Below are 20,413 nucleotides of genomic sequence, written 5' to 3'. Positions count from 1 at the left end.
CAGATTATGCTGTTACCTTCTTTCCGATCCCTCCTTTCCCTCTTTCGAATATCTGAGATTAGCGCCTTTCGACGGTTATAGTTCCGCCATCAGCGTCTACGACTACTGAATCGCCGTCTCGCACATACGAATAGAATTCCTCGTCCACATTGTAGACGGATGGAATTTCCATTACTAAGAGCGCGGAGACGAATACCGGATCTGGATTTCTCAGGATTACTGCCGCCGGCGCCTTGCCTTTCATGGCGATTTTAAAGAGCCCGTCCATCTGTACGACCGAACTGCCTTTTCCGGCGTGCGCTACGAGCGCCGTATGCGCCAGCGAGCGTCCCTCAAGAACGTGCCTTTGTTCGATCATCGTTCCAGTGTCGGGTTCCACGAGGTAAAAGCATATAGCTTCGTCCGAAACGAGTGCGGGCCCCTCTCCCTTGCCGACGGCGATCGCTTCGCATTTGAATGTTTTCACGCTCATATCCTTACCTCCCCTATCAGCGCCGCCTCGACAGCCTGTTCCAGCGGACGGATCTTAAAGTCGATTTTTCTTATTTCATTGTAATAGGCGCACTTGGGAGAATCTGTTACGGCGCTTTTGCCATAATATGGCCACCAACACGGAGGCACGTCTATGCATGTATCGGCGACTATGTGACCGCCGGCGCGATTTATTATGTCGAGAAAGCCCATACGCGCCGCTAACTCTTTCGTGAGGGAGCTTGTCAGCACCCATACGTCGACGGAGAAACGTCTGCCGCGGCAGATGCGCGCGATGTCGGCCACCTGACGTATGGAGAGGTGCGGACAGCCGAACATCGCGAAATCTATCCTTCCCGGCTTCCCACATATTCGCTCACGCACCGCGTCAAGGTCCCTGCGCTCTATGATGACTTTTTTCTTCGGCTCTTTGCCTGCGAAGGCGTGCTTGATATCGGGCGCCTCAGGAGTGATTCCCACTATGTGATAGAGCCCGGTCGCCCCAGAGGTGTTCAGCTGCGCGCCGAAGTTCATGAACCCTTCCGGCGTCGCGCGTTCCGCTATGCCGACGAAGGCGGGGACCTCAGGCCCTTTGTAGATCAAAGGGTAGCACCATCCGAGCAGCTGATAGTCAAAATCGTCCTTTATGTCGGCCCTTACGTCGACGAATATTTCCGCTTTGCGCTTCTCGTCGAGCAGGAGGCCGTATTCCGGCACGAGGCCGGTGATGGCCGCGCAGAGGGCGCTCTGCGAAGATTCTCTGTTTGTGCGTGCGCCGATGACGGAATTCACATAGGGTGTGGCGCTCGACTCAGAGAAAGCGATGACTTCGCCGTAGGCCGGCACGTTTTGCTGCAGATAGGGGGTACAGTCGAATGTGAGCTGCGCCCCTATCTTTCTGTAGGCGACGTTCGTCTTTGAGACGATTTCTTTGCCGGTATCTGGTACTTCCGCCAGGTGGCGGTTCAGGTAGTCGATGTCGATGCTGGGGTTCACCGTCGGCGCTATCCTGCATCTGCCGCCCATGTTCACGAGCTTCTCGACGAACCAGAGATCCGCGTCCTGCGCCGATAGTGCTACGTGCGCGCGCGTTATCGGGACCATGCGCTTTGCGCCGAATACGCGCCCCAACCCCTCCTGAATGCGCATGGAATATGCGACGGCTTCCCCTTCTTCGCCGTGTAGCATGCCGAGCTGTTCTTTTGTCAAATACATATTTATTACCTGCTTTCGTTACTTATTTATGTCCGTATGCTATGTAACGCTTATGAGCTTAGACTGTCAGCGTAATTAATTTGTCAAATTGCGAAGTATGGATTATCGTTGATTATAGATTTTTTTTGATGTTTTTTTGCATCATGCGATAAAAATAAAGGCGAGGCCCTTTGTTGAAGGCGCCTCGCCTCTTCTATTTGAGATGCCTGTGTTTTTAGTAGATCATCAGCGCGCCGATCATCGCCGCGATGAATATGGGGATGTTGTAGTGGATGAACGTCGGCACGCACGTGTCCCAGATGTGATTGTGCTGGCCGTCCGCGTTCAGTCCAGCCGTCGGGCCGAGCGTCGTATCCGAGGCTGGGGAGCCGGCGTCGCCGAGAGCTCCGGCGGCCGCGATAAGGCACGCAGTCGCCCCAGCGGAGAAGCCGAGCTGTATCGCCAGCGGACAATATATAGCCGCAATGACGGGCACCGTGCCGAAGGACGTGCCTATCCCCATCGTAACCAGCAGCCCGACCGCAAGCATGAGAAGCGCCCCCCAGAATCTGCTGCCGCCGACCATCCCCACGACGCCGTTCACGAGATGTTCCACTGACTTCGTCTCGCGGAGCACGTTGCCGTAGCCCGCCGCAATAAGCATGACGAAAGCGATGAGCCCCATGATCTCAAGGCCGCCGAGGAAGGTGTCGTCGATGTCCTTTAATTTCAAGACTCCCGTTACTATCATGACGGTGAGCGCGACAAGCGCGCCAAGCGGCATGGAGCCGGACCACAGCTGCGCGGCGAAGGCGGCGGCTACGGCTACCATCGTCAGGTAATGGGTCTTTGTGAATACGTCGGGAATATCTTCGTTAGTGCCGCCTATTATGGGTCTATCCTCATAGTTTCTCGGCCTGTTGTAGGAGACGAAGAGGGCGATGAGCAGTCCTATTATCATGCCTATACCTATTATCCAGGTGAAGGCTGGGACGGAGCCCTTTGCTATTTCTACGCCGTTGCGCCCCATCTCAGCTGCGATTATCCCCTGGAATATAAGGCCGTATCCGATGGGCAGCGTGATATATGGGCACTTGAGCCCGAAGGCGAGGGCGCAGGCGGCCTGCCGGCGGTCCGCTTTCAATCTGTTGAAAAGGAAGAGCAGCGGGGGAATCAGTATCGGGATGAAGGCGATGTGGACGGGCACCACCGTTCCTGAGATGCAGGCGATGAAGGCCAGCAGGAACATAAGCAGCATTTTGCGTTCGCCGACGAGGCCGGCTATCTTTTTGCACGCGACGGACGCGAGCCCCGTCTTGTTTATCGCGACGGCGAACGACCCCAGCAGGAAGTAGGCGAGCGCCATTTCGGAATTTCCCCCCATGCCGTTGATGAGTACGCCCATCGTATCAGGGATGGACATCCCGGCGGCCAACCCGCCGGCTATCGCCGCAAAGAGCAGCGCGAGCACAATATTAAGGTTGACAAGGCAGAGCCCTATCATGACGATTACCGAAATTACCACAGGATTCAATAATAACATTTCTGCTACCTCCGAAGAATATTTTTTGAGTAAAAGGTACAAAAAAACTAACTGCAGCTTAGGCAGTTCACGGGGAGGCGGAAATTTTATGGGTAAAGTATATCCTTTATTTATTATTTATTTATCAAATTGCAATAAAAAAAATAAATCCCATTTGATGTAAATTTGATGTAACTATAATAAAATGATAACATTGCTTAGCAGCCTTTGTGTTGTACGCCGCGTACCACGGCGGAATCGTTGTACTCGGCGGTCGTATGAAGACGTCGTCTGCTTCGCGGGGAGGCGAAAAAGACGAAAAGGAGCGGTTTTTGTGAACGATATATTGTTGAACGGCAAGAGCCTGACCGTCGACGCTCTCATGCGGATCACGAGAGAAGGCGCTCGCGTCAAGGCCTGTCCCGCGGCGATGGAGGAGGTAAAGCGCTCCCGCGCGCTCGTGGAGGAGCTTGTCGCCGGCGGCAGACCGATGTATGGCATCAACACCGGTTTCGGTAAATTTTCCGACGTCGCCATTCCGGAAGAGGAGATAAACCTCCTGCAGATAAAGCTGATACTCGCGGACGCGGTCGGGGTGGGCGACCCGTTCGCTGCGGATATCGTGCGCGGGATGCTTGCGATGCGCGCGAATTCTCTGCTCAACGGATTTTCCGGCGTGCGCCCCGTGGTCGTCGAGACGATGATTATGATGCTGAACAGAGGCCTCCACCCTGTGATTCCGCAGAAAGGCTCCGTCGGCGCAAGCGGCGATCTCTGCCCGCTTGCGCACATGGTGCTGCCGATGATCGGCCTCGGCGAAGCGGAGTTCGGCGGCCGTGTGATGGAGGGCACCGAAGCCATGGCGAAAGCCGGCATTCCCACGATCGAACTCAAAGCGAAGGAGGGGCTCGCCCTAATCAACGGCACGCAGTGTATGACTTCGGTCGCCGCTCATGCCCTTGCCGACGCGCAGATGCTCAAAAAGGCCGCGGACATCGTCGGCGCGCTGACCGTCGAATCTCTGCGCGGCATCAAAAACGCCTACGACCCGCGCATACATGAGGTCCGCAGGCATTCCGGACAGCGGGACGTCGCGGAGAATATGCGCCGCCTGCTCGCCGGCAGCGGCTACGTCACCTCGCAGGGCGAACTCCGCATGCAGGATTCTTACTCTCTGCGCTGCATCCCGCAGATACACGGCGCAAGCCGCCTCGCGATAGATTACGTGGCTTCGGTGGCCGAGAACGAGATGAACGCCGTGACCGACAATCCCATAGTCTTCGTCGATACGGGCGACGTTTTCTCGGGAGGAAATTTCCACGGAGAGCCGATGGCGATAGCCTCCGACACGCTCTCCGTCGCCCTCTGCGAGTTCGCCAATGTCTCCGAGCGGCGCATCGCGAAGCTGATCGACCCTGCGCTCAACCACGGCCTCCCGGCGTTTTTAGTCAAGCACGGCGGAATCAACTGCGGCTTCATGGTCCCGCAGTATGCAGCGGCCGCGCTCGTATCCGAGAACAAGGTGCTTGCCCATCCGTCGAGCGTCGATTCTATTCCGACCTCCGCCGGGCAGGAGGACCACGTCAGCATGGGTACCATAGGCGCGCGTAAAGCGGCGCAGATACTCGAAAACGTGAGGGCGGTGCTGGGCATTGAGCTCATCTGCGCGGCGCAGGCGCTGGATCTGCAGGAGAAGAGGCGCCTCGGCGCCGGCACACAGGCGGCGTATGACGTGATCCGAGCCGTAGTGGACTTCATGGAGGAGGATCGCATCCTCTATAAAGATCAGAAGGCGGCCGCGCAGCTCATAGCCGACGGCACACTGGTGGAGGCTGCGGAAGCCGCGGTGGGAGAACTGAAATAAAGACCGACGTAAAGCGGTTTAGAAGGTAGTTTATAATAATGGCTGAGGAGCGCGCGGGCAGAGGCGTCCGCCGGCCGGAGGTCTCTATCCGCTTGTTCCCTCAGCGAGGTGCGCGTGTGAGGAGGATAAATGAGTGTAAAGATCAAGGTAATCGGCACGCCGTCCATTGAGATCGACGACAGGCCCCTGCGGCTGCCGCTGAAGAAGGCCGAGGGCATCGTTTATTACCTCGCCGTGGAGGGGCGCGTCAGTAGAGAAAGGCTTGCCTCGACGTTCTGGGGCGCCAAGGACGAAAATTCCGCCTACAACAACTTCCGCAACGCCTTATACCTCCTGAAGCGCTGCTTCCCCACAGACTTTATAAAATCGGACCGCAGGAACGTCTCGATAGCGGACGGCTGCTGCGATTTGGATGTCGTCGATAAAGTAAGCCGGCCGCTCGTACCCCTGCCGCAGAATCTCTCCGCAGAGCTGTTGCAGGGCTTCGACGTGCCGGAGTGCGCCGATTTCTGCAACTGGCTGCTGACGGCGAGATCGCAGTTCAGGGAGAAGCTGACGGAGCGGCTCAAGGCGCGCATAACCCTATGCTACGACGCTCAGGATGAGGATAACCTCGAGGCGTCGCTGGAGACGCTGCTCGCCGTGGATCCCTTCGACGAGGATTCCACGCTTGAGTTGATGGATCTCTACTTCAAACGGCGCGGCGCCGCGAAGGCGAGCGCCCTCTTCCGCGAGTACAGACGGCGGCTGCACGACGAGCTTGCGCTTGCGCCGTCGACCAGGGCAGAAGAATATTTCCGCCGCATGATCGTTCTCGGCTCCGCGGAGGACGAGGGGGAGAGCGACTCGCCCGACGCCTTCTTCGTAGGAAGGAAGGATGAGCAGCGGCGGATAATTGAGCAGATCGAGAGAGCGCGCGGGCGCACGGTCGCCCTCTTCATCGACGGGGAGGCCGGCATGGGCAAGACCTCGCTGCTTAACAAGATAATGCAGGCCGCGGATTCCCCGGAATATATGACGCTCTCGACCAGATCGTACGAAGCCGGGCTCGACTATCCCTATTCCTCGTGGAGCAACCTCGTGTCGCAGGGCGCGCTCTACTGCGGCGACGACAGAATCGAAGAGAGCGGCGCCGACATTTCGCTGCTCGCCGGTGTATTTCCTAACTTTATGAGCGACAGGCACACGGTCTACAACGCCGACTCCGTCGTCGTATCGGATCGGACGCCCGTCGCCATAGGCAAGGCCGTCGCAGACCTCGTCTGCCGCGTCGCCGCCGGACGCCGTCCCGTTATAGTCCTCGAAGACCTGCACTGGTTCGACGCTCACTCGCTGCAGATGATCGAGGTCTTTATCGCCAGCCTTTCCGTTCCCTCCACGATATTTATGACGAGCCGCCCCGAAAAGAGCGCCTACGTGATGCGCACGCTCTCCCGCTTAGAGGCCGGGGGCTATGTAAAATTCCTCCACATACCGCTCGGCCCGCTCAGCCGCAGCGACACCGCCTCGTTCTGCAGCCGCTTTCTCGACAGGGACCTCATCGAATCCAAGGAGAGCGACTATTTTTATAAAAAGAGCGAGGGCATACCGCTGCTCGTCGCAGAGATAATAAAAACGCTGCGCGCCAATTCGCGCGCAGAGCTTTCCGGCGGCGGGCTGGGCGGCGTGATGCTTGCGCGCTTCGGGGAGATAGCGGAAAAGCAGCGCGAGTTTTTACGGGTGCTCTCCGTCTTTACTGACGGTGCATCGATACAGTCCATCGCCAAAATAATGGGAGAAGCTCCTCCACGCATCTATCCGATAGCGGAGGAGCTGCTCGGCAAAAGGCTGATCAAGGAAGTGCCGGCGATCGACTACGGAGTGCGCGTCGCCTTCAGCCATGCGATGTTCCGCGAGTGCGTGTACGACGCCATCCCCGGCTTCAAACTCAGCGAGTACCACAAGAAAGCCGCCGAGATACTCAACGAGCGCTATTCGCCGCAGAGGTGGAATCCGGCTCTGAGTTCGATGCTGTGCTATCACTATACGAAGGCCGGACTGCCGGAAAACGTTTTGAAACAACACCTGCGCGAAATGATATTCGATATAACGCTGAACCACGATCTCTTCCCCCTGGTGCAGGACGACGTCCTCTATTCCTGTTCGTCTCCGTACAACGACAGGGCGGACACGGAGAAGAAGATGGAGGCGATGAGCCGCCTGCTCGCAGGCATCAGCGCGAATGTGCGCGAAGACAACCGCGAAGAGGTGCTGGCGATGGAGGCTTCCTATCTGGAGCTCTGCGGAGGATACCTCGTCTGCTGGGGCGAATACGGGAGGGCGCGAGTGCTGCTCAACCGCGCCATGAAGCTATCGCGCGAACACTCTTTCGGCACCACGTACATACACTGCCTTGCAAACATGGGACATCTCTTCTTACAGACGGACAACGCGGAAATGCTTATGCGCACGGCGCGCGAGATGCTCCGCGCCGCGCGCGACGACGAGCGCGAGAAGTATATGGGCATCGCTCTGCGCTATATCGGCGTAGCCTTCCAGATAATGGGCGATTATGAAAGATCGGAGAAGGTGCTGCGCCGTTCGATAGAGATATTCAGGGAGCAGGAGCTGCTCGGCAAGAGATATACGCTGAGCGTGCTGGCCGCCGAATGTTATATAGGGGAGAATTACCACTGGCAGGGAGATTTCGAGCGCGCCGTCGCCCGCTTCAAGCACTGCATATCCGTCTGCGAAGGGAAAAAGCTTTTCTGGTGCAGCAGCCATTTTCACGCGCACCTGGCCGACGCCGCCTTCGATCTCGGCGACAGGGAGATGATGTTCGAGAACATCGACCGCGGCTCGGAGATATTCGAGCGCTGCCAGGGCGGCCGCTGCGGCTCAATGCTCTACAGTCTGAAGGCTATCGCCGACGCGGAGCGGGGACGCTACGACGACGCCTACCGTTCGTTTGAGATAGGAGAACTTCTGGCGGAGCCGGTACAGAAGCGCTCCTGGACGGCCGAGCAGGCCATGACGAGGGCTTATCTCGCGAAGATGCTTGAAGAGGGGGAGCTGCCGCCGCAGTTCAGCAAAATAATGAAGAAGAGCGCAAGAGAATATGCCTATGAGGCCGCGGCGATTTACAGCAAAATCCCCGTCCCGCACAGGGTGAAGATGCTGAAGGAAGTTTTCGGGATATAGCTCCAGCGCGCGGCTAGTTAGAACAGCATGTAGGCTATCGGCGCCGCTAGCGCTATAGAGAAGACGACCCTTTCGAACCATATAACGAATATGTCGCGCATCCTGAGCGGAATGTCGGTCCCTGTGAGGCAGGGAAGCATCCCGGAGAAGAACAGCACTTCGGATATGCAGATGACGGCGGTGACGAAGCGAGTGATTATCTCCGATTCCCGGCAGAGTATCGCCGGCAGGAACATGTCCGCTATCGAGGTCGAAGCGGCTTTTGCTGCCAGCATGGCGTCGGGAAGGCTGAAAAGTTTGAAGAAGGGGTAGTATATCCAGGCTGTGTAGTCGAAAAGATTCGTGTACTTTGAAATGAGCAGAGCGGAGACCCCGAAGAACATTATAGCCGCGCCTACGCCGGAGGCCATCACTATGCCGTATTTGAAATTATCCTTCGCTATATCATAGAAGCCAGGCGCCTCGGCTCCGCACTTCACACCTATACTCCAAGCGCGTGCAAATCTGTTCCCCGTCCGTTCGACGCCCTCCCCTTCGCTGTGGCTGCCTGGATAGCGCGTGTCGGGGACGCGCGAAAGCGGCGGAATGCGCAGCGTGATCGCGGTCACCGCAAAGCAGACGACGAGCGTCACCCAGAAATAAATGTTCCACTGCTCGATGATTCCCAGTGTCTTTGCGACGATTATCATAAAAGTTGCCGACACTGTGGAAAAACCGGTGCCGATTATAGCGGCCTCGCGCGCCGTGTAGCCGCCTTTTCTGTAGACGTTGTTTGTGATGATCAACCCCACCGAATAGCTTCCGACGAAGGAAGCGACCGCGTCGATGGCCGCTCGTCCAGGCGTGTGAAATACGGGGCGCATGATGGGGGCCATCAGTTCACCGACGCACTCCATGAGGCCGTAGTTGACGAGGAAGGCGAGAAATATGGAGCCTATGGGGATAAGCATAGTCACCGAAACTGCGACGGCGTTGAAGATGTACGGCGCCATATCCTTTTCCAGAAACCAGTCGGGACCAATGTTGAAGAAGACCATTGCGCAGAATATCGTACCTATCAGGTTTGTGAAGAAGAAAAAGGCCTCCGTAGCAGAGGCGGCGTACTTCTTGAGTTTTATTGCGCGTGCGACTCCCCAAGACGTAACTGCCACGACGTAGAACGGCCCGAGATGGGGAATCTTCCTTATAAGGCTGATCACATGATCGACGGGGATGCTGTTTTTCCCCATGAAGCTTATCGGCACGAAGAACATAAATATCCCTATAGCGCTGAAACATATAAATCTAAATGGACTGTGTCTTTTTTCCGGCATGTTGAGGCGCCCCTCCCGCATAAATAAAATTGATGAATACTCAAACATCGTCAGAATCGTAGGCGCTCGTCATTAATTTTTTATCAAAAACCTCTCTTCAATCATCAAAAGCGGTCGCGTGGCGCTTTTTCCCGCTGACGATTCTTTGATACGCCCTCCTTATTATGAGGACGTAAATCAACGCGTCCGCACGGCGCGACATAATAACGAAAAGGAGACATTTCTATGGCAGGAAAAGCTCAGATTCTCTATGAAGTGAAGGCACAGCGCGGAAACACGCTGAGGTGTAAGGGGTGGCGGCAGGAGACGATCCTCCGCATGCTCGAAAACAATATGGAGAACGCGGAACATCCGGAGAAGCTCATCATCTACGGAGGCAACGGAAAATGCGCGCGCAACTGGGAATCGTACCACGCGATCGTCAAGAGCCTTAAAGAGCTCGAAGACGACGAAACGCTCGTCGTGCAGTCTGGCATGCCGGTGGCGGTGTTCAAGACGCACAAATACGCGCCGGTCGTGGTGATGGCGACGACTAATTTCATGCGTCCTTCGTGGGAGACCTTCTACGACCTTGAAGCGAAGAACCTCACTATCTTCGCGCAGTACACGGCCGCCCCGTGGGAATATATCGGGACGCAGGGCGTCATCGAGGGTACCTTTGAGACGCTTGCCGCCGTCGGCATCAAACATTACGGCGGAAATATGGAGAACAGGATACTTCTCACCGCCGGCGCCGGCGGAATGGGCGGGAACCAGACGTGGGCCATGAAGATGCACGGCGGCGTGGCCATCGTGGTAGACGCCGACATCGAGACGCTTGAGCGCCGCGTGGCGAAAAATTACCTGGACGAAATAGTCGGCTCCCTCGACGAGGCGATCGCCGGGGCGAAGAAGTGTGTCGCCGAAAAGACGCCGCACTCCTTCGGGGTCGTCGGCAACGCGGCCGACCTCTTTGAAGAGGCCTTTGAAAAGGGATTTATGCCCGACGTGGTGACGGAGATGTGCCCCTGCCACGACCCCGTGTCGTACATCCCTTCCGGCTATACGCCCGCGCAGGCCAGAGAACTCCGCAACGCCGACGTCGATAAGTACCTGGAGCTGGCCCGCGCGACGATGAAGCGCCAGCTCGCGGTGATGCTCAAGTACTTGGATAAGGGCGTTCCCGTCTTCGAGTACGGCACGAGCATCCGCAAGGAGTGCCGCGACGCCGGCTTCCCGGAGAAAGAGGCTATGAGGCTCCCAGCTTTCGTGGCCGACTACATCCGTCCACTCTTCTGCGAGGGGCGCGGCCCCTTCCGCTGGACCTGCATCTCCGGCGACCCCGCGGATCTCAAGAGGACGGACGAACTTGCGATGGAGCTCTTCGGAAACGACCCGATCGTCGGACGCTGGATACCGCTCGCGAGCAAACATCTTCCCATCGAAGCGCTGCCGGCGCGCATTTGCTACATGGGCTTCGGTCAAAGAAAAAAATTCGCCCTCGCTGTAAACGAGCTCATCAAAAAGGGCGAGATAAAGGGCCCCGTGGCCTTCTCACGCGACAACCTCGACTCAGGCTCGATCGTCAATCCGACATTCGAATCCGAGAGGATGCCGGACGGCGGCGACCTTATCTCCGACTGGCCGATGCTCAACGGACTGCTCAACGCCTGCGGCATGTGCGACCTTATCGCCATACAGGCCAACTATTCGATGGGCGAAGCTGTCCACACCGGCGTGACGCAGATAGCGGACGGCACGGCCGACGCCGACGTGCGCCTCGAAGTGGCGATGACGGTGGACTCGGGGATCGGCGTCGTCCGCCATGCCCAGGCCGGCTATGAATCCGCCAAAGAGGTGGCAAACGGCAACGGCAAACTCACCAAAGAGAGCATCAAGGTCCCCCTCTGGTGGCAGCCCGCGGATAAAGTGACCTTCGGGCCTGACGGAAGCGATAAACTGTAGGGCGCAGGGGGAGGGAAAAATGGGCCCCCTGATTTGGATAATCGACGAAGAATGGCTGGATTATGAGGACGAGATTAGGGTTCTGGAGCAGGCCTTCCCCTCCTGTGCGATCAAAAAATCAGGGTACGATTATCGCGGCGACCTCGACAAATTCGGGTACTTGGCCGACGCGATAATATCCCAGATATACGTGAAACTGGACGCCGGCGCCATTTCAAAGCTGGAGAAATGTAAAGTCATCTCCGTTTATGGCGGAGGATACGACAGGGTCGACGTCCTCAGCGCAAACAAGAGAGGCATCGCGATCGCCTTCGTACCGGGGTACTGCACGGACGATATTGCCGACTATGTCATGAGCTGTATACTCAGGGCCAACAAACCGATCGACAGTTACGGGAGCGCGCTCAACGACAGGATTTGGGGGCTCCCTGCGGCCGGGAAGCTGCGCCATCGCATTCAGGGCAGCAGGCTGTTCATAATCGGCCTTGGAAGGATAGGCAGGACGGCGGCCGCTAAAGCTAAAGCGCTCAAAATGGAGGTCTCGGCCTATGACCCGTATGTAAACGAGGAGGCCATGGACTCTATGGGGGTAAGGAAATACGACTCCTTAGAGGAGGGGCTCGGGGAAGCGGACTATGTAAGCGTACATGCGAGGCTGACCTCAGAGACCGAAGGAATGATAGGAATAGAGCAGCTGAGCAGGATGAAGCCGGACGCGCTCCTCATAAACACGGCCCGCGGCAAAATCGTCAGAGAAAAAGACCTTGTAGAAGCTGTGACTAATCATATTATTTCCGGCGCGATAGTAGACGTCGTAGCGGTCGAGCCTCCCTCTTTCGACGAGCCTATATTTCACTGCCCCGGGATAGCGGTGACGCCGCACGTTTCTTATCTCTCCGTTGAGTCTTTTAAGGAGCTCAAGACCCGCACTGCGGAAAATGTAGTAAAAGTGCTCCGCGGAGAAGAGCTAAAAGACATAGCGTCAGTTTGATTCGCGCCGCGGGCGGCTAACTAAAGCTGACAAATGGGCGCGGGACGGAGCTTTGTCCTCCCGCGCCCGCTTACATTCAGGCAGGGAGTGGTGCGCGATGGAAGATCCCAGAGCTTCGGCGGATCTGATAATAAAGAATGCGGGGCAGCTTTTGACCTGTTCCCGGGACGCCGGCGATTTGATCGGCCTTATACCCGACGGGTGGGTAGCTGTCGGGAAGGATAAAATCGTCGCTATAGGCGGAGAAAAGGACGTCCGTCCATATATGACCGAAAGGACGACCGTATTGGACGCGGCGGGCAAAGTCGTCATGCCCGGCTTCGTCGACTGTCACACTCACGTAGTCTTCGGAGGCACGCGCGCGGAAGAATACTGCGCCAGGCTGGAGACGGACGACCTTGAAGAGCTGAGGCGCCGCGGGGTGCCTATGGGCATCATGGTGACCCTGTCCGCGACGCGCGGGCTCCCGGAGGACATACTCTTTGAACAGTCCGCGGAGCGCGTGCGCCGTATGGTTATAAGCGGGACGACCACGCTTGAAAGTAAAAGCGGATACAGCCTCAACATTGAGGGCGAGATGCGCCAGCTGAGAATCAACAAAGCCCTTGCGGAGGCGTTCCCTATCGACATCTCCTCGACATTCCTGGGAGCGCACGGATGGGCGCCCGAGATGACTAAAGAATCATACATGGACATGCTGATCAAAGATATGATCCCCGAAGTGGGGAAAAGCGGCCTCGCCGAAGCCTGCGACATCTGGTGCGACGCCGGACATTATGAGGCGGAAGAATGTCGGAAAATACTTGAAGCCGGGCGCGAACACGGTATGGAGCCTAAGATACACGCCGGCGCCTATTCTTATATAGGGGGCGAGGATCTCGCCGCCGAGATGAAGATGTACTCCGCCGACCACCTCAACTACACGCCCGTTTCAGCGCTGGAGAAACTTGCAAAATCCGGAGTCGCGGGAGTCGTGCTCCCCGGGATAGACTTCGCCGTGAACCATCCGCTGTTTTTCGATCCGCGCCCTATGTATGAGGCGGGCCTCGAGCTCGGCATGGCGACGAACTGCTGCCCGGGGTGCTGGTGTACCTCGATGCCGTTCATAATCGCGCTCGCCTGCCGGCAGCACCGCATGTCGCCGGCGAGGGCCCTGCGGGCGGCCACATACGGCGGAGCCCGCGCGCTAAGGCGCGAGAAAGAAGTCGGTTCTCTGGAGGTCGCCAAACAGGCGGATATACTCATCCTCGGGATACCGACCTACGAAGACATCGCCTACCGCCTCGGAGACAATCCGGTGGAGACGGTCATAAAAAGCGGGAAAATAAGCGTACGGAACAACGCGATAGTCGCATAAGAGGAGTAAAAAATATGTTTTACGAAGTGATGGAAAAGATAATGGACAGCAGAGACGTCACCGCCGGCGGCGGTTCCGCTTCGGCGGTGGCCGGCGCTATGGCCGCCGGCCTTGTCGGCATGGTGGCGAGGCTCTCCACGGGCAAAGGATACGGGCTTTCCGACGCCCGATACCTGGAAATAGCGGACGAGCTTGACGATATCGCGGCGCGCCTGAAGCGAGGGGCCGTGGAGGACACGCAGTCTTACCTCGGCATCAAGGCCGCCTTTGCGCTGCCTAAATCGACCGACGCGGAGAAGAGCGCGCGCCGCGCGGCGGTGGAGGCGGCTGCGATAAAAGCCGCCTCCGTGCCGTTGGAAAACGGGCGCGCCGCGATCCGCATACTCGAACTGTGCCGCGAGCTTGAAGGAAAAATCAACGCCGCGGCCGCCTCCGACATGGAGGCCGGGGTGATGCTGGCGAAGATGGCGGTGGTAGATACGGCGCTCAACGTCGAGGCCAACCTGCCGCTGATAAAGAGCGCAGAGGTCAACGCAGAATTTGCCGCCGCGGCCCTCGAACTTAAAAATTCCGTTGAACGCGGATAAAGAAAGGAAGAGAGAATATGGCTAAAAAAATATTGCTCTGCGAACTTAACGTCAGCGAAGGGCGCGACGAGGCTAAGATAAAGAGAATCACGGAAGCGCTTACCTCGACGCCGTCCATCACGATAATGGACGTCGACTCCGACGCGGATCACAACCGTTCCGTATACACGTGGATAGGCGAGCCGGAAGACGTCTTAGCCGGCGCCGTGAACATAACGAGACGGGCCGTCGAAGAGATAGATATGACTCAGCACCACGGCAGCCATCCGCGTCAGGGCGCCGTGGACGTCGTACCCTTCGTGCCGGTGCGTAACGTTGAGAAGGACGAAGCGCTGGAGATATCCCGCAGATACGGGAAGTTCCTCGGCGGGCTCGGAGTGCCGGTCTACTACTACGAAGAAGCGGCCACGAAGCCGTCGCGGCAGAACCTCGTCGACATCCGCAAAGGGCAGTACGAAGCTCTTGCGGAAAAGATGCGCGATGAAGAGTGGCGTCCGGACGAAGGCCCCTTCGCCTTCGTGCCCAAATCGGGAGCGACCGTCACAGGCGTCCGTTTTCCGCTTGTAGCTTACAACGTCAACCTGCGCACCGACGATATAGGCGTCGCCAAAGAGATCGCCAAGCGCATGCGCTTCTCCTCCGGCGGCCTCCGCTACTGCCGCGCCATAGGCCTTGCGCTCGAAGAGAGGAAGATGGTTCAAGTCTCGATGAACCTCACCAATTTTGAAAAGACACCGATACCCGTGGTATATGATCTGGTCAAAACGCTGGCCGACAGCTACGGCGTTGGTATAGCCGACGCGGAGCTGGTCGGGCCCCTTCCGCTCGCCGCGCTCGAAGAGGTGGTGCGCCATTCGCTGCGCGTGCGCGGCTTCAATATGAGTCAAATAATAGAGACGCAGCTTCTCGACTGAAGCGTGCAGGTTTAGAATGTCAGGCCGTCGGACTTTTGGCGGCCTGACCTGAGAGCGGCGCATCCCTCGCAGCCGACGGCGTCGCTCTGCCTTGCGCAGGGCGCGAAGGTCTCGGAGGACGTTCGCCGCAGACGACCGCCTCCTGCGACTACGGCGGCGGGTTTTTCGTTGAAAAATATTTTCAGCAGAATATAAGCTCCCCGGAGCCGGCGTAGACGGCGCAGCGTTTACTGCCGTTGCGCTTGGCTTGGCGGAGCGCCGCGTCGGCTATATGATATAGCGTCTCAAAGTCGTCGAGGCGCGTCCGCTTGAACGCGGCGCCGGCGCTGCACGTCACGCGCAAATTTCCATATTCGTCCATACCGGCGCCAGATAGCTCGGCCGTCAAGAAAGAGAGCAAATTGCAGATCATGACGTCGTCGTGCGGACCTTTGAGGAATACGATAAATTCGTCTCCTCCGAGGCGCCCTACGACGCCCCGCCCTCGGAAGTGGAACGAAAGCGAATCCGCCGCCAGCTTTATCGCTCTGTCTCCGGCCGCGTGCCCGGCCGTGTCGTTTATCCTCTTTAAGTTGTCTATATCGAATATCAGCAGCGCCCCGGCTTCGCTTTCGTCAAGCGCCCCGCGAATCCTTTCCTCGGCGGCCGCGCGGTTGTAAACGCCGGTCAGTCCGTCGCGCTCCGCGAACTCCTTCAGGCGTTCCATCTGCTGTCGTTCAGCCGTTACGTCGTCAAGGTAGATGATCGCCAAGCGCGGCTTTCCCTCTCCGCCGTCGACGATGACGTAGCGCTCTTTGACGTAAGCCGTGCCGCCTGAGCCCCTTCTCTTTGTTATCAAGCTCTGCCCGCACGGTCTGCCCTCGCGTATGCCGCGGTAGAATTCGAGAAAATCCTCTGCGCTTTCGGGCAGAATTGCGCCGCTTTTTACAAGGCTTTCCGGTACATCGGCGATGACGCTGGGCATTTTGACGGGCCATGCCGCTCGGTTTTGCAGGCGAATGGTCTTTTCCTGGATGAAGTAGTGCCCGACTAGCCTGTCGCTGTTTTCAACGATCGCCCTGTAGTTCCCCTTGTAAAATAGCCTGAAAAAGGAAAGTGCCCGGAGAAAAAGAGGCTTAGCCGGCGTGTTAGCTTTTAATTTCGGCTGATACATTTTTTTAGCCTTCCGTAGAAACCATTCCGCGCCGCTTGCTTTGTAAATAGCTTAATTGAAGTACAAAAACAAGCGATAGCAAGGGAATTATTAACGACCGCAACTATTTTCCGATGATTTGACGGGAAAAAGCGGCCGAAGACTGAAAGCTCCGGCCGATTCCGCATAAATTTGCGCTATCTGACGTATCTTGTGCTGCTTCGGTAAATATTTTCCCTGCGTCCATGTCTGCCTTCTTTTTCGACCTCGGCGAGACGCTTTTCCGTGTGATGTGCGAAGCGGACGAAGGGCAGCCCGAGCAGCAGATAGATGACCGCGACGATGATGCCCGGCCCGAAGTAGTCGTAATAGGTCGCCGATACCTGGCCGTAGACCTTCGTCAGATCGACCATCGTGATTATCGAAACAAGTGAGGAATCCTTCAGCAGAGAGATGAAGTCGTTCGTTATCGGCGGTATGACGACGCGCACGGCCTGCGGAAGGATCACCTCGCGCATCGCCTGCCATCTCGTCATGCCGAGAGCGAGCGCCGACTCCCACTGAGTGCGCGGTATGGCGAATAGCCCCGCCCTGTATATTTCAGCCTCGTACGCCGCGTAGTTCAGCCCGAGGCCGATGGCGCCGGCCCAGAAGGGCGAGAACTTTATTCCGACGGAGGGCAGCCCGTAGAAGATGAAGAAGAGCTGTATCAGTACGGGCGTGCCCCGCACTATTTCCACGTAGAGAGTGGCGGCGAACGCGATCCACGCCGGCGCGAATACGCGCGTTACCGCGAGCACGAGGCCGAGCGAGATAGCTATTATCATCGCGACGACGGAGACCTCCATCGTGACGAGAGCGCCCTTCGCGAAGAGCGGCATGACTTCCATGTAGCGGTTCATGCGCTTATGGAAGGTCAGCGCGGGGCGGTGCGATTCGGCCCACTCGTTGTAACGCTCCGGCTCAACCTTCGGCGGGTCGAAGTCGTTGAATTCGGCCGCCATGACCGGCGTCCAGAGGTTCCATCTGTCGTATATCTCGCGCAGCTTGCCGCTGTCGCGCAGAGCCACTATCGCGCGGTTCACCTCGGCGAGAAGCTCCTTGTCCTTCTTGCGCAACGCGATCGCGTATTTGAGCTCTCCGACGGGAGGCCCAACGAATTTTATCTCGGGGTTGAAGCCGGCGGAGTAGAGCGCTATCGGCTGGTCGAAGAAGGCGGCGTCCAGGCGCCCGTTCGCGAGGTCCTCGTAGGTGTTCGCCTCTACGATGTAGGTGCGTATCTTTATATCTCCGACTTCTTCGAGCACCTGCTGCGCGTAGCTCTCCTTCAGCGTGCCGACCGTTTTTCCCTTGAGGTCGTCAAGCTTTTTTACGGAGTTGTCCCTGCGTCGCACCGCGAGCTGCAGGTATGTCTTGTAATAGGGGATAGAGAAGTTTATCTGTTCCTCGTGCTCCGGCGTGACTTCCAGCCCGTTTATCGCGATGTCGTAAAGGTTGCGGTCGAGTCCGGGGATGAGGTTGTCCCACGCGTTGTTGACGTAAATCGGTCTGCGCCCCATCTCCTTCGCGAGCGCGTCGACGATGTCGACCTCGAAGCCGATGAGCTTCTTCGGGTCCTGCGGGTCGGGGAACATGTAGGGGAAACCGCCCTCGGAGTCGCCCCCCCAGCGCAGAATCTTTTCTCCGGCGGCTTCGTTGCCGAAGAGCGCCGTCGGCGAGGCGAAGATCGCCGCAATAAGCGCGAAAATAACTATATATTTTTTCATCAGCACGTCACCCCCGCGTTTACGAAGTGGCGCAGGAACGCGCGCGTCCTGTCGTTTTTCGGATGGGCGAAGAGTATGTCGCCGTCTTCGTATTCGACGATTTCGCCCTTGTCCATGAATATTATGTAGTCGGATGCGTCCTTCGCGAACTTCATCTCGTGAGTTACGATTATCTGAGTCATACCCTCCGAGTCGAGGTCCTTCATTACCTGCAGGACTTCGCCGACGAGTTCTGGATCGAGCGCCGACGTCGGCTCGTCGTATAGCATCACGCGCGGATTCATCGCGAGCGCCCTCGCTATCGCCGCGCGCTGGCTCTGGCCGCCGGAGAGCGTCGACGGATATTTGAGCGCGAGCCCCTTAAGCCCGACCTTTTCGAGCATTCTCAATCCCAGCTCCTCAGCTTCTTCCCTGTCCATATGCTTAACGACCATCGGAGCGAGTATCGTGTTCTGCAGCAGATTCTTGTTCGGAAATAAGTTGTAGCTCTGAAAGACCATACCGACCTCGGTGCGAAGCGCGTGGACCTTCTGCATCAAAGAGTCGGACGGAGTCTCCCCCTTTGTGCGCGACACCGTGACGCCGGCCACCGTGACGGAGCCGGAATCCATCAGCTCAAGGCAGTTTATGCAGCGCAGAAAAGTTGACTTTCCGCAGCCGGAAGGTCCTATTATCGACGCAAGGTCGCCCTCGCGGATCGTGAAGCTGATATTTTTAAGAACCTCGGCATCCTCGTAGCTCTTGCAGAGATTCTCAATTACAATAAGCGGTTTGTTTACAGTATTCATGACACGTTCCCCCCAACGTATTATTAAATATGCAAGAAGAGAGACGCGCGTATCATCTGCGGAGATATCCGCCGCAGGAATAATTAGCCGCGTAATTGGCGGCAAAGGCTGTCATGCCGGAAGTCGTTCGGGGAATAAAAGAGATGCAGAAGTTTCGGAGTTTCGCTCCATGTCTGACACACCAGACACCAGTGCTTTTTTTCAATTTTCGTCTCACGTCCCTTCCGTGTAACGACGTCGTAAAGTAAGAAGAGTTTAATATCATCGACGCGTAATTGCAAGAAAAATATTTGGAGTCTGTTGTTGTTCTGTGATAATGTCACCCTCTAATCGTTCTGAGATAATGTCACTATGAGGCAGATCATGATGAGTATGACAAACGATGAAGCGAGAAGGGTAAGGATTATAGGAGCCGCGTCATCAGGCTTAGTGACTAATGGTGAGGCATCTGAACAGCCTGGTATTTCTATAAGACAAATCATAAGGCTAAAAGCCAGCTTTGCCAGAAACGGTGCAAGGGGGATGGTGCATGGAAACGCGGGACGGAAGCCAAGGCACGCTCTTTCAGATGAGGTCAAAACGAGGATTGTTGAGCTGTTTGAGTGGAAGTATTTTGACTATAATTTCTCTCATTTCACTGAACGCCTGAACGAAGCGGAGGGAATGTCTGTGAGCCGTTCTTCGGTGTTCCGTGTGCTTAAAGGAGCTGGTATAAAGAGCAAGAAGGCAGTGAAGCATAAAGCAAAACAGCACCGGCCGTGTCCAAGGAAGACGACCGCCGGTATTATGTGGCAGACCGATGCAAGCAGACACAAGTGGTTTGGTGAAGAACACGGATATGCAACTTTGCACGCATATATAGACGATGCGACAGGGGTCGTTACAGGGGCGTTCTTTACTGAAACTGAATGTATGCGCGGCTATGCCGCGGCGCTGGAACAAGGGATGCTTGCATATGGATTGCCTCTGTCCATATACAGCGACCGCCATACTATATTCCGTTCGCCCAAGGAGTTGACCGACGATGAGATTTTGAGCGGAACGGAGCTGCCGCTGTCAAACTTCGGCAAGGCGCTGTATGAGCTTGGTATAAAGCAGATAACGGCGCACAGCCCTCAGGCCAAGGGACGTATAGAAAGGCTCTGGAATACATTTCAGGACAGGCTCATCGCCGAATTGAGGTTTTCATCCATCACAAACATCGCTGACGCTAATAAGATGATAGCGGAAGGTTTTATCAGCGACTATAACCGCAGGTTTGCAGTGCTGCCGCATGAGGACGGTAGCGCCTGCATGCCTTTTGACAGAAGCATCGATCTCGGACTTGTTTTCTCCATAAGGGACACGAGAAGGGCCGGCGGGGGGAATACCATATCATACAAAGGGGAGA

At 56.8% G+C, this 20,413-nt stretch carries 15 protein-coding genes; 8 read left to right on the top strand and 7 right to left on the bottom strand.

The window, feature by feature from the left end:
• Positions 1-58: 58 nt before the first annotated feature.
• The 3 genes from EH55_RS03060 to EH55_RS03050 form a co-directional block, all read right to left on the bottom strand.
• The gene (locus EH55_RS03060) at positions 59-472 is read right to left on the bottom strand and encodes an aconitase X swivel domain-containing protein (protein ID WP_037974657.1); all 414 of its coding nucleotides are present in this window, start codon (positions 470-472) and stop codon (positions 59-61) included.
• Positions 469-1,686 carry an aconitase X catalytic domain-containing protein gene (locus tag EH55_RS03055; RefSeq protein WP_037974656.1) on the bottom strand — a complete coding sequence of 406 codons (1,218 nt, stop codon included), beginning with the start codon at positions 1,684-1,686 and terminating at the stop codon, positions 469-471. Before EH55_RS03055 ends, EH55_RS03060 begins: the two co-directional genes overlap by 4 nt.
• Before the next feature lie 214 nt (positions 1,687-1,900).
• Positions 1,901-3,208, bottom strand: a complete 1,308-nt coding sequence (locus EH55_RS03050) for a Na+/H+ antiporter NhaC family protein (RefSeq protein WP_037974654.1) — start codon at positions 3,206-3,208, stop codon at positions 1,901-1,903.
• A 313-nt stretch (positions 3,209-3,521) separates the two neighbouring features.
• Here EH55_RS03050 and hutH point away from each other — a divergent pair, with 313 nt between their 5' ends.
• Together hutH and EH55_RS03040 are read left to right on the top strand one after the other, a co-directional pair.
• Positions 3,522-5,051 (top strand): histidine ammonia-lyase, encoded by a 1,530-nt coding sequence (hutH, locus tag EH55_RS03045; RefSeq protein ID WP_037974652.1) that lies wholly within the window; start codon positions 3,522-3,524, stop codon positions 5,049-5,051.
• 129 nt (positions 5,052-5,180) lie between these two features.
• Complete coding sequence (locus EH55_RS03040) at positions 5,181-8,231, top strand: AAA family ATPase (protein ID WP_037974651.1); 3,051 nt, start codon at positions 5,181-5,183, stop codon at positions 8,229-8,231.
• A 17-nt stretch (positions 8,232-8,248) separates the two neighbouring features.
• On the opposite strand, the gene EH55_RS03035 is transcribed toward EH55_RS03040, so the two are convergent.
• Entirely contained in the window at positions 8,249-9,544 is a 1,296-nt protein-coding gene (locus EH55_RS03035; protein WP_037974649.1) for a YjiH family protein, read from the bottom strand.
• 225 nt (positions 9,545-9,769) lie between these two features.
• On the opposite strand from EH55_RS03035, the gene EH55_RS03030 reads away from it, so the two are divergent.
• From EH55_RS03030 to ftcD, 5 genes are all read left to right on the top strand, one after another.
• Positions 9,770-11,488, top strand: a complete 1,719-nt coding sequence (locus tag EH55_RS03030; RefSeq protein ID WP_037974647.1) for a urocanate hydratase — start codon at positions 9,770-9,772, stop codon at positions 11,486-11,488.
• A gap of 19 nt (positions 11,489-11,507) precedes the next feature.
• The gene (locus EH55_RS03025) at positions 11,508-12,479 is read left to right on the top strand and encodes a C-terminal binding protein (protein ID WP_037974645.1); all 972 of its coding nucleotides are present in this window, start codon (positions 11,508-11,510) and stop codon (positions 12,477-12,479) included.
• Between the two features lie 97 nt (positions 12,480-12,576).
• Entirely contained in the window at positions 12,577-13,836 is a 1,260-nt protein-coding gene (hutI, locus tag EH55_RS03020; protein ID WP_037974643.1) for an imidazolonepropionase, read from the top strand.
• A 14-nt stretch (positions 13,837-13,850) separates the two neighbouring features.
• Entirely contained in the window at positions 13,851-14,423 is a 573-nt protein-coding gene (locus tag EH55_RS03015; RefSeq protein ID WP_037974642.1) for a cyclodeaminase/cyclohydrolase family protein, read from the top strand.
• Between the two features lie 17 nt (positions 14,424-14,440).
• Complete coding sequence (ftcD, locus tag EH55_RS03010) at positions 14,441-15,337, top strand: glutamate formimidoyltransferase (protein ID WP_037974639.1); 897 nt, start codon at positions 14,441-14,443, stop codon at positions 15,335-15,337.
• 181 nt (positions 15,338-15,518) lie between these two features.
• Here the strand turns inward: ftcD and EH55_RS13315 are convergent, their stop codons facing one another.
• The 3 genes from EH55_RS13315 to EH55_RS02995 form a co-directional block, all read right to left on the bottom strand.
• Positions 15,519-16,490, bottom strand: coding sequence for a GGDEF domain-containing protein (locus EH55_RS13315; protein ID WP_051682593.1), 972 nt, complete (start codon positions 16,488-16,490; stop codon positions 15,519-15,521).
• 176 nt (positions 16,491-16,666) lie between these two features.
• Positions 16,667-18,235, bottom strand: coding sequence for an ABC transporter substrate-binding protein/permease (locus EH55_RS03000; protein ID WP_037974637.1), 1,569 nt, complete (start codon positions 18,233-18,235; stop codon positions 16,667-16,669).
• On the bottom strand, positions 18,235-19,023 hold the full coding sequence (locus EH55_RS02995) for an amino acid ABC transporter ATP-binding protein (RefSeq protein WP_037974635.1): 789 nt from the start codon (positions 19,021-19,023) through the stop codon (positions 18,235-18,237). Before EH55_RS02995 ends, EH55_RS03000 begins: the two co-directional genes overlap by 1 nt.
• Before the next feature lie 363 nt (positions 19,024-19,386).
• Here EH55_RS02995 and EH55_RS02990 point away from each other — a divergent pair.
• Positions 19,387-20,413 (top strand): ISNCY family transposase (locus EH55_RS02990; RefSeq protein ID WP_051682592.1); only part of this gene is annotated, 1,027 nt, incomplete at its 3' end.

The sequence above is a fragment of the Synergistes jonesii genome (assembly GCF_000712295.1).
GTDB classification, from domain to species: Bacteria; Synergistota; Synergistia; order Synergistales; family Synergistaceae; genus Synergistes; species Synergistes jonesii.
Note: the sequence above shows the minus strand (reverse complement) of the source record. Positions and strands in the feature narration are given on the sequence as shown.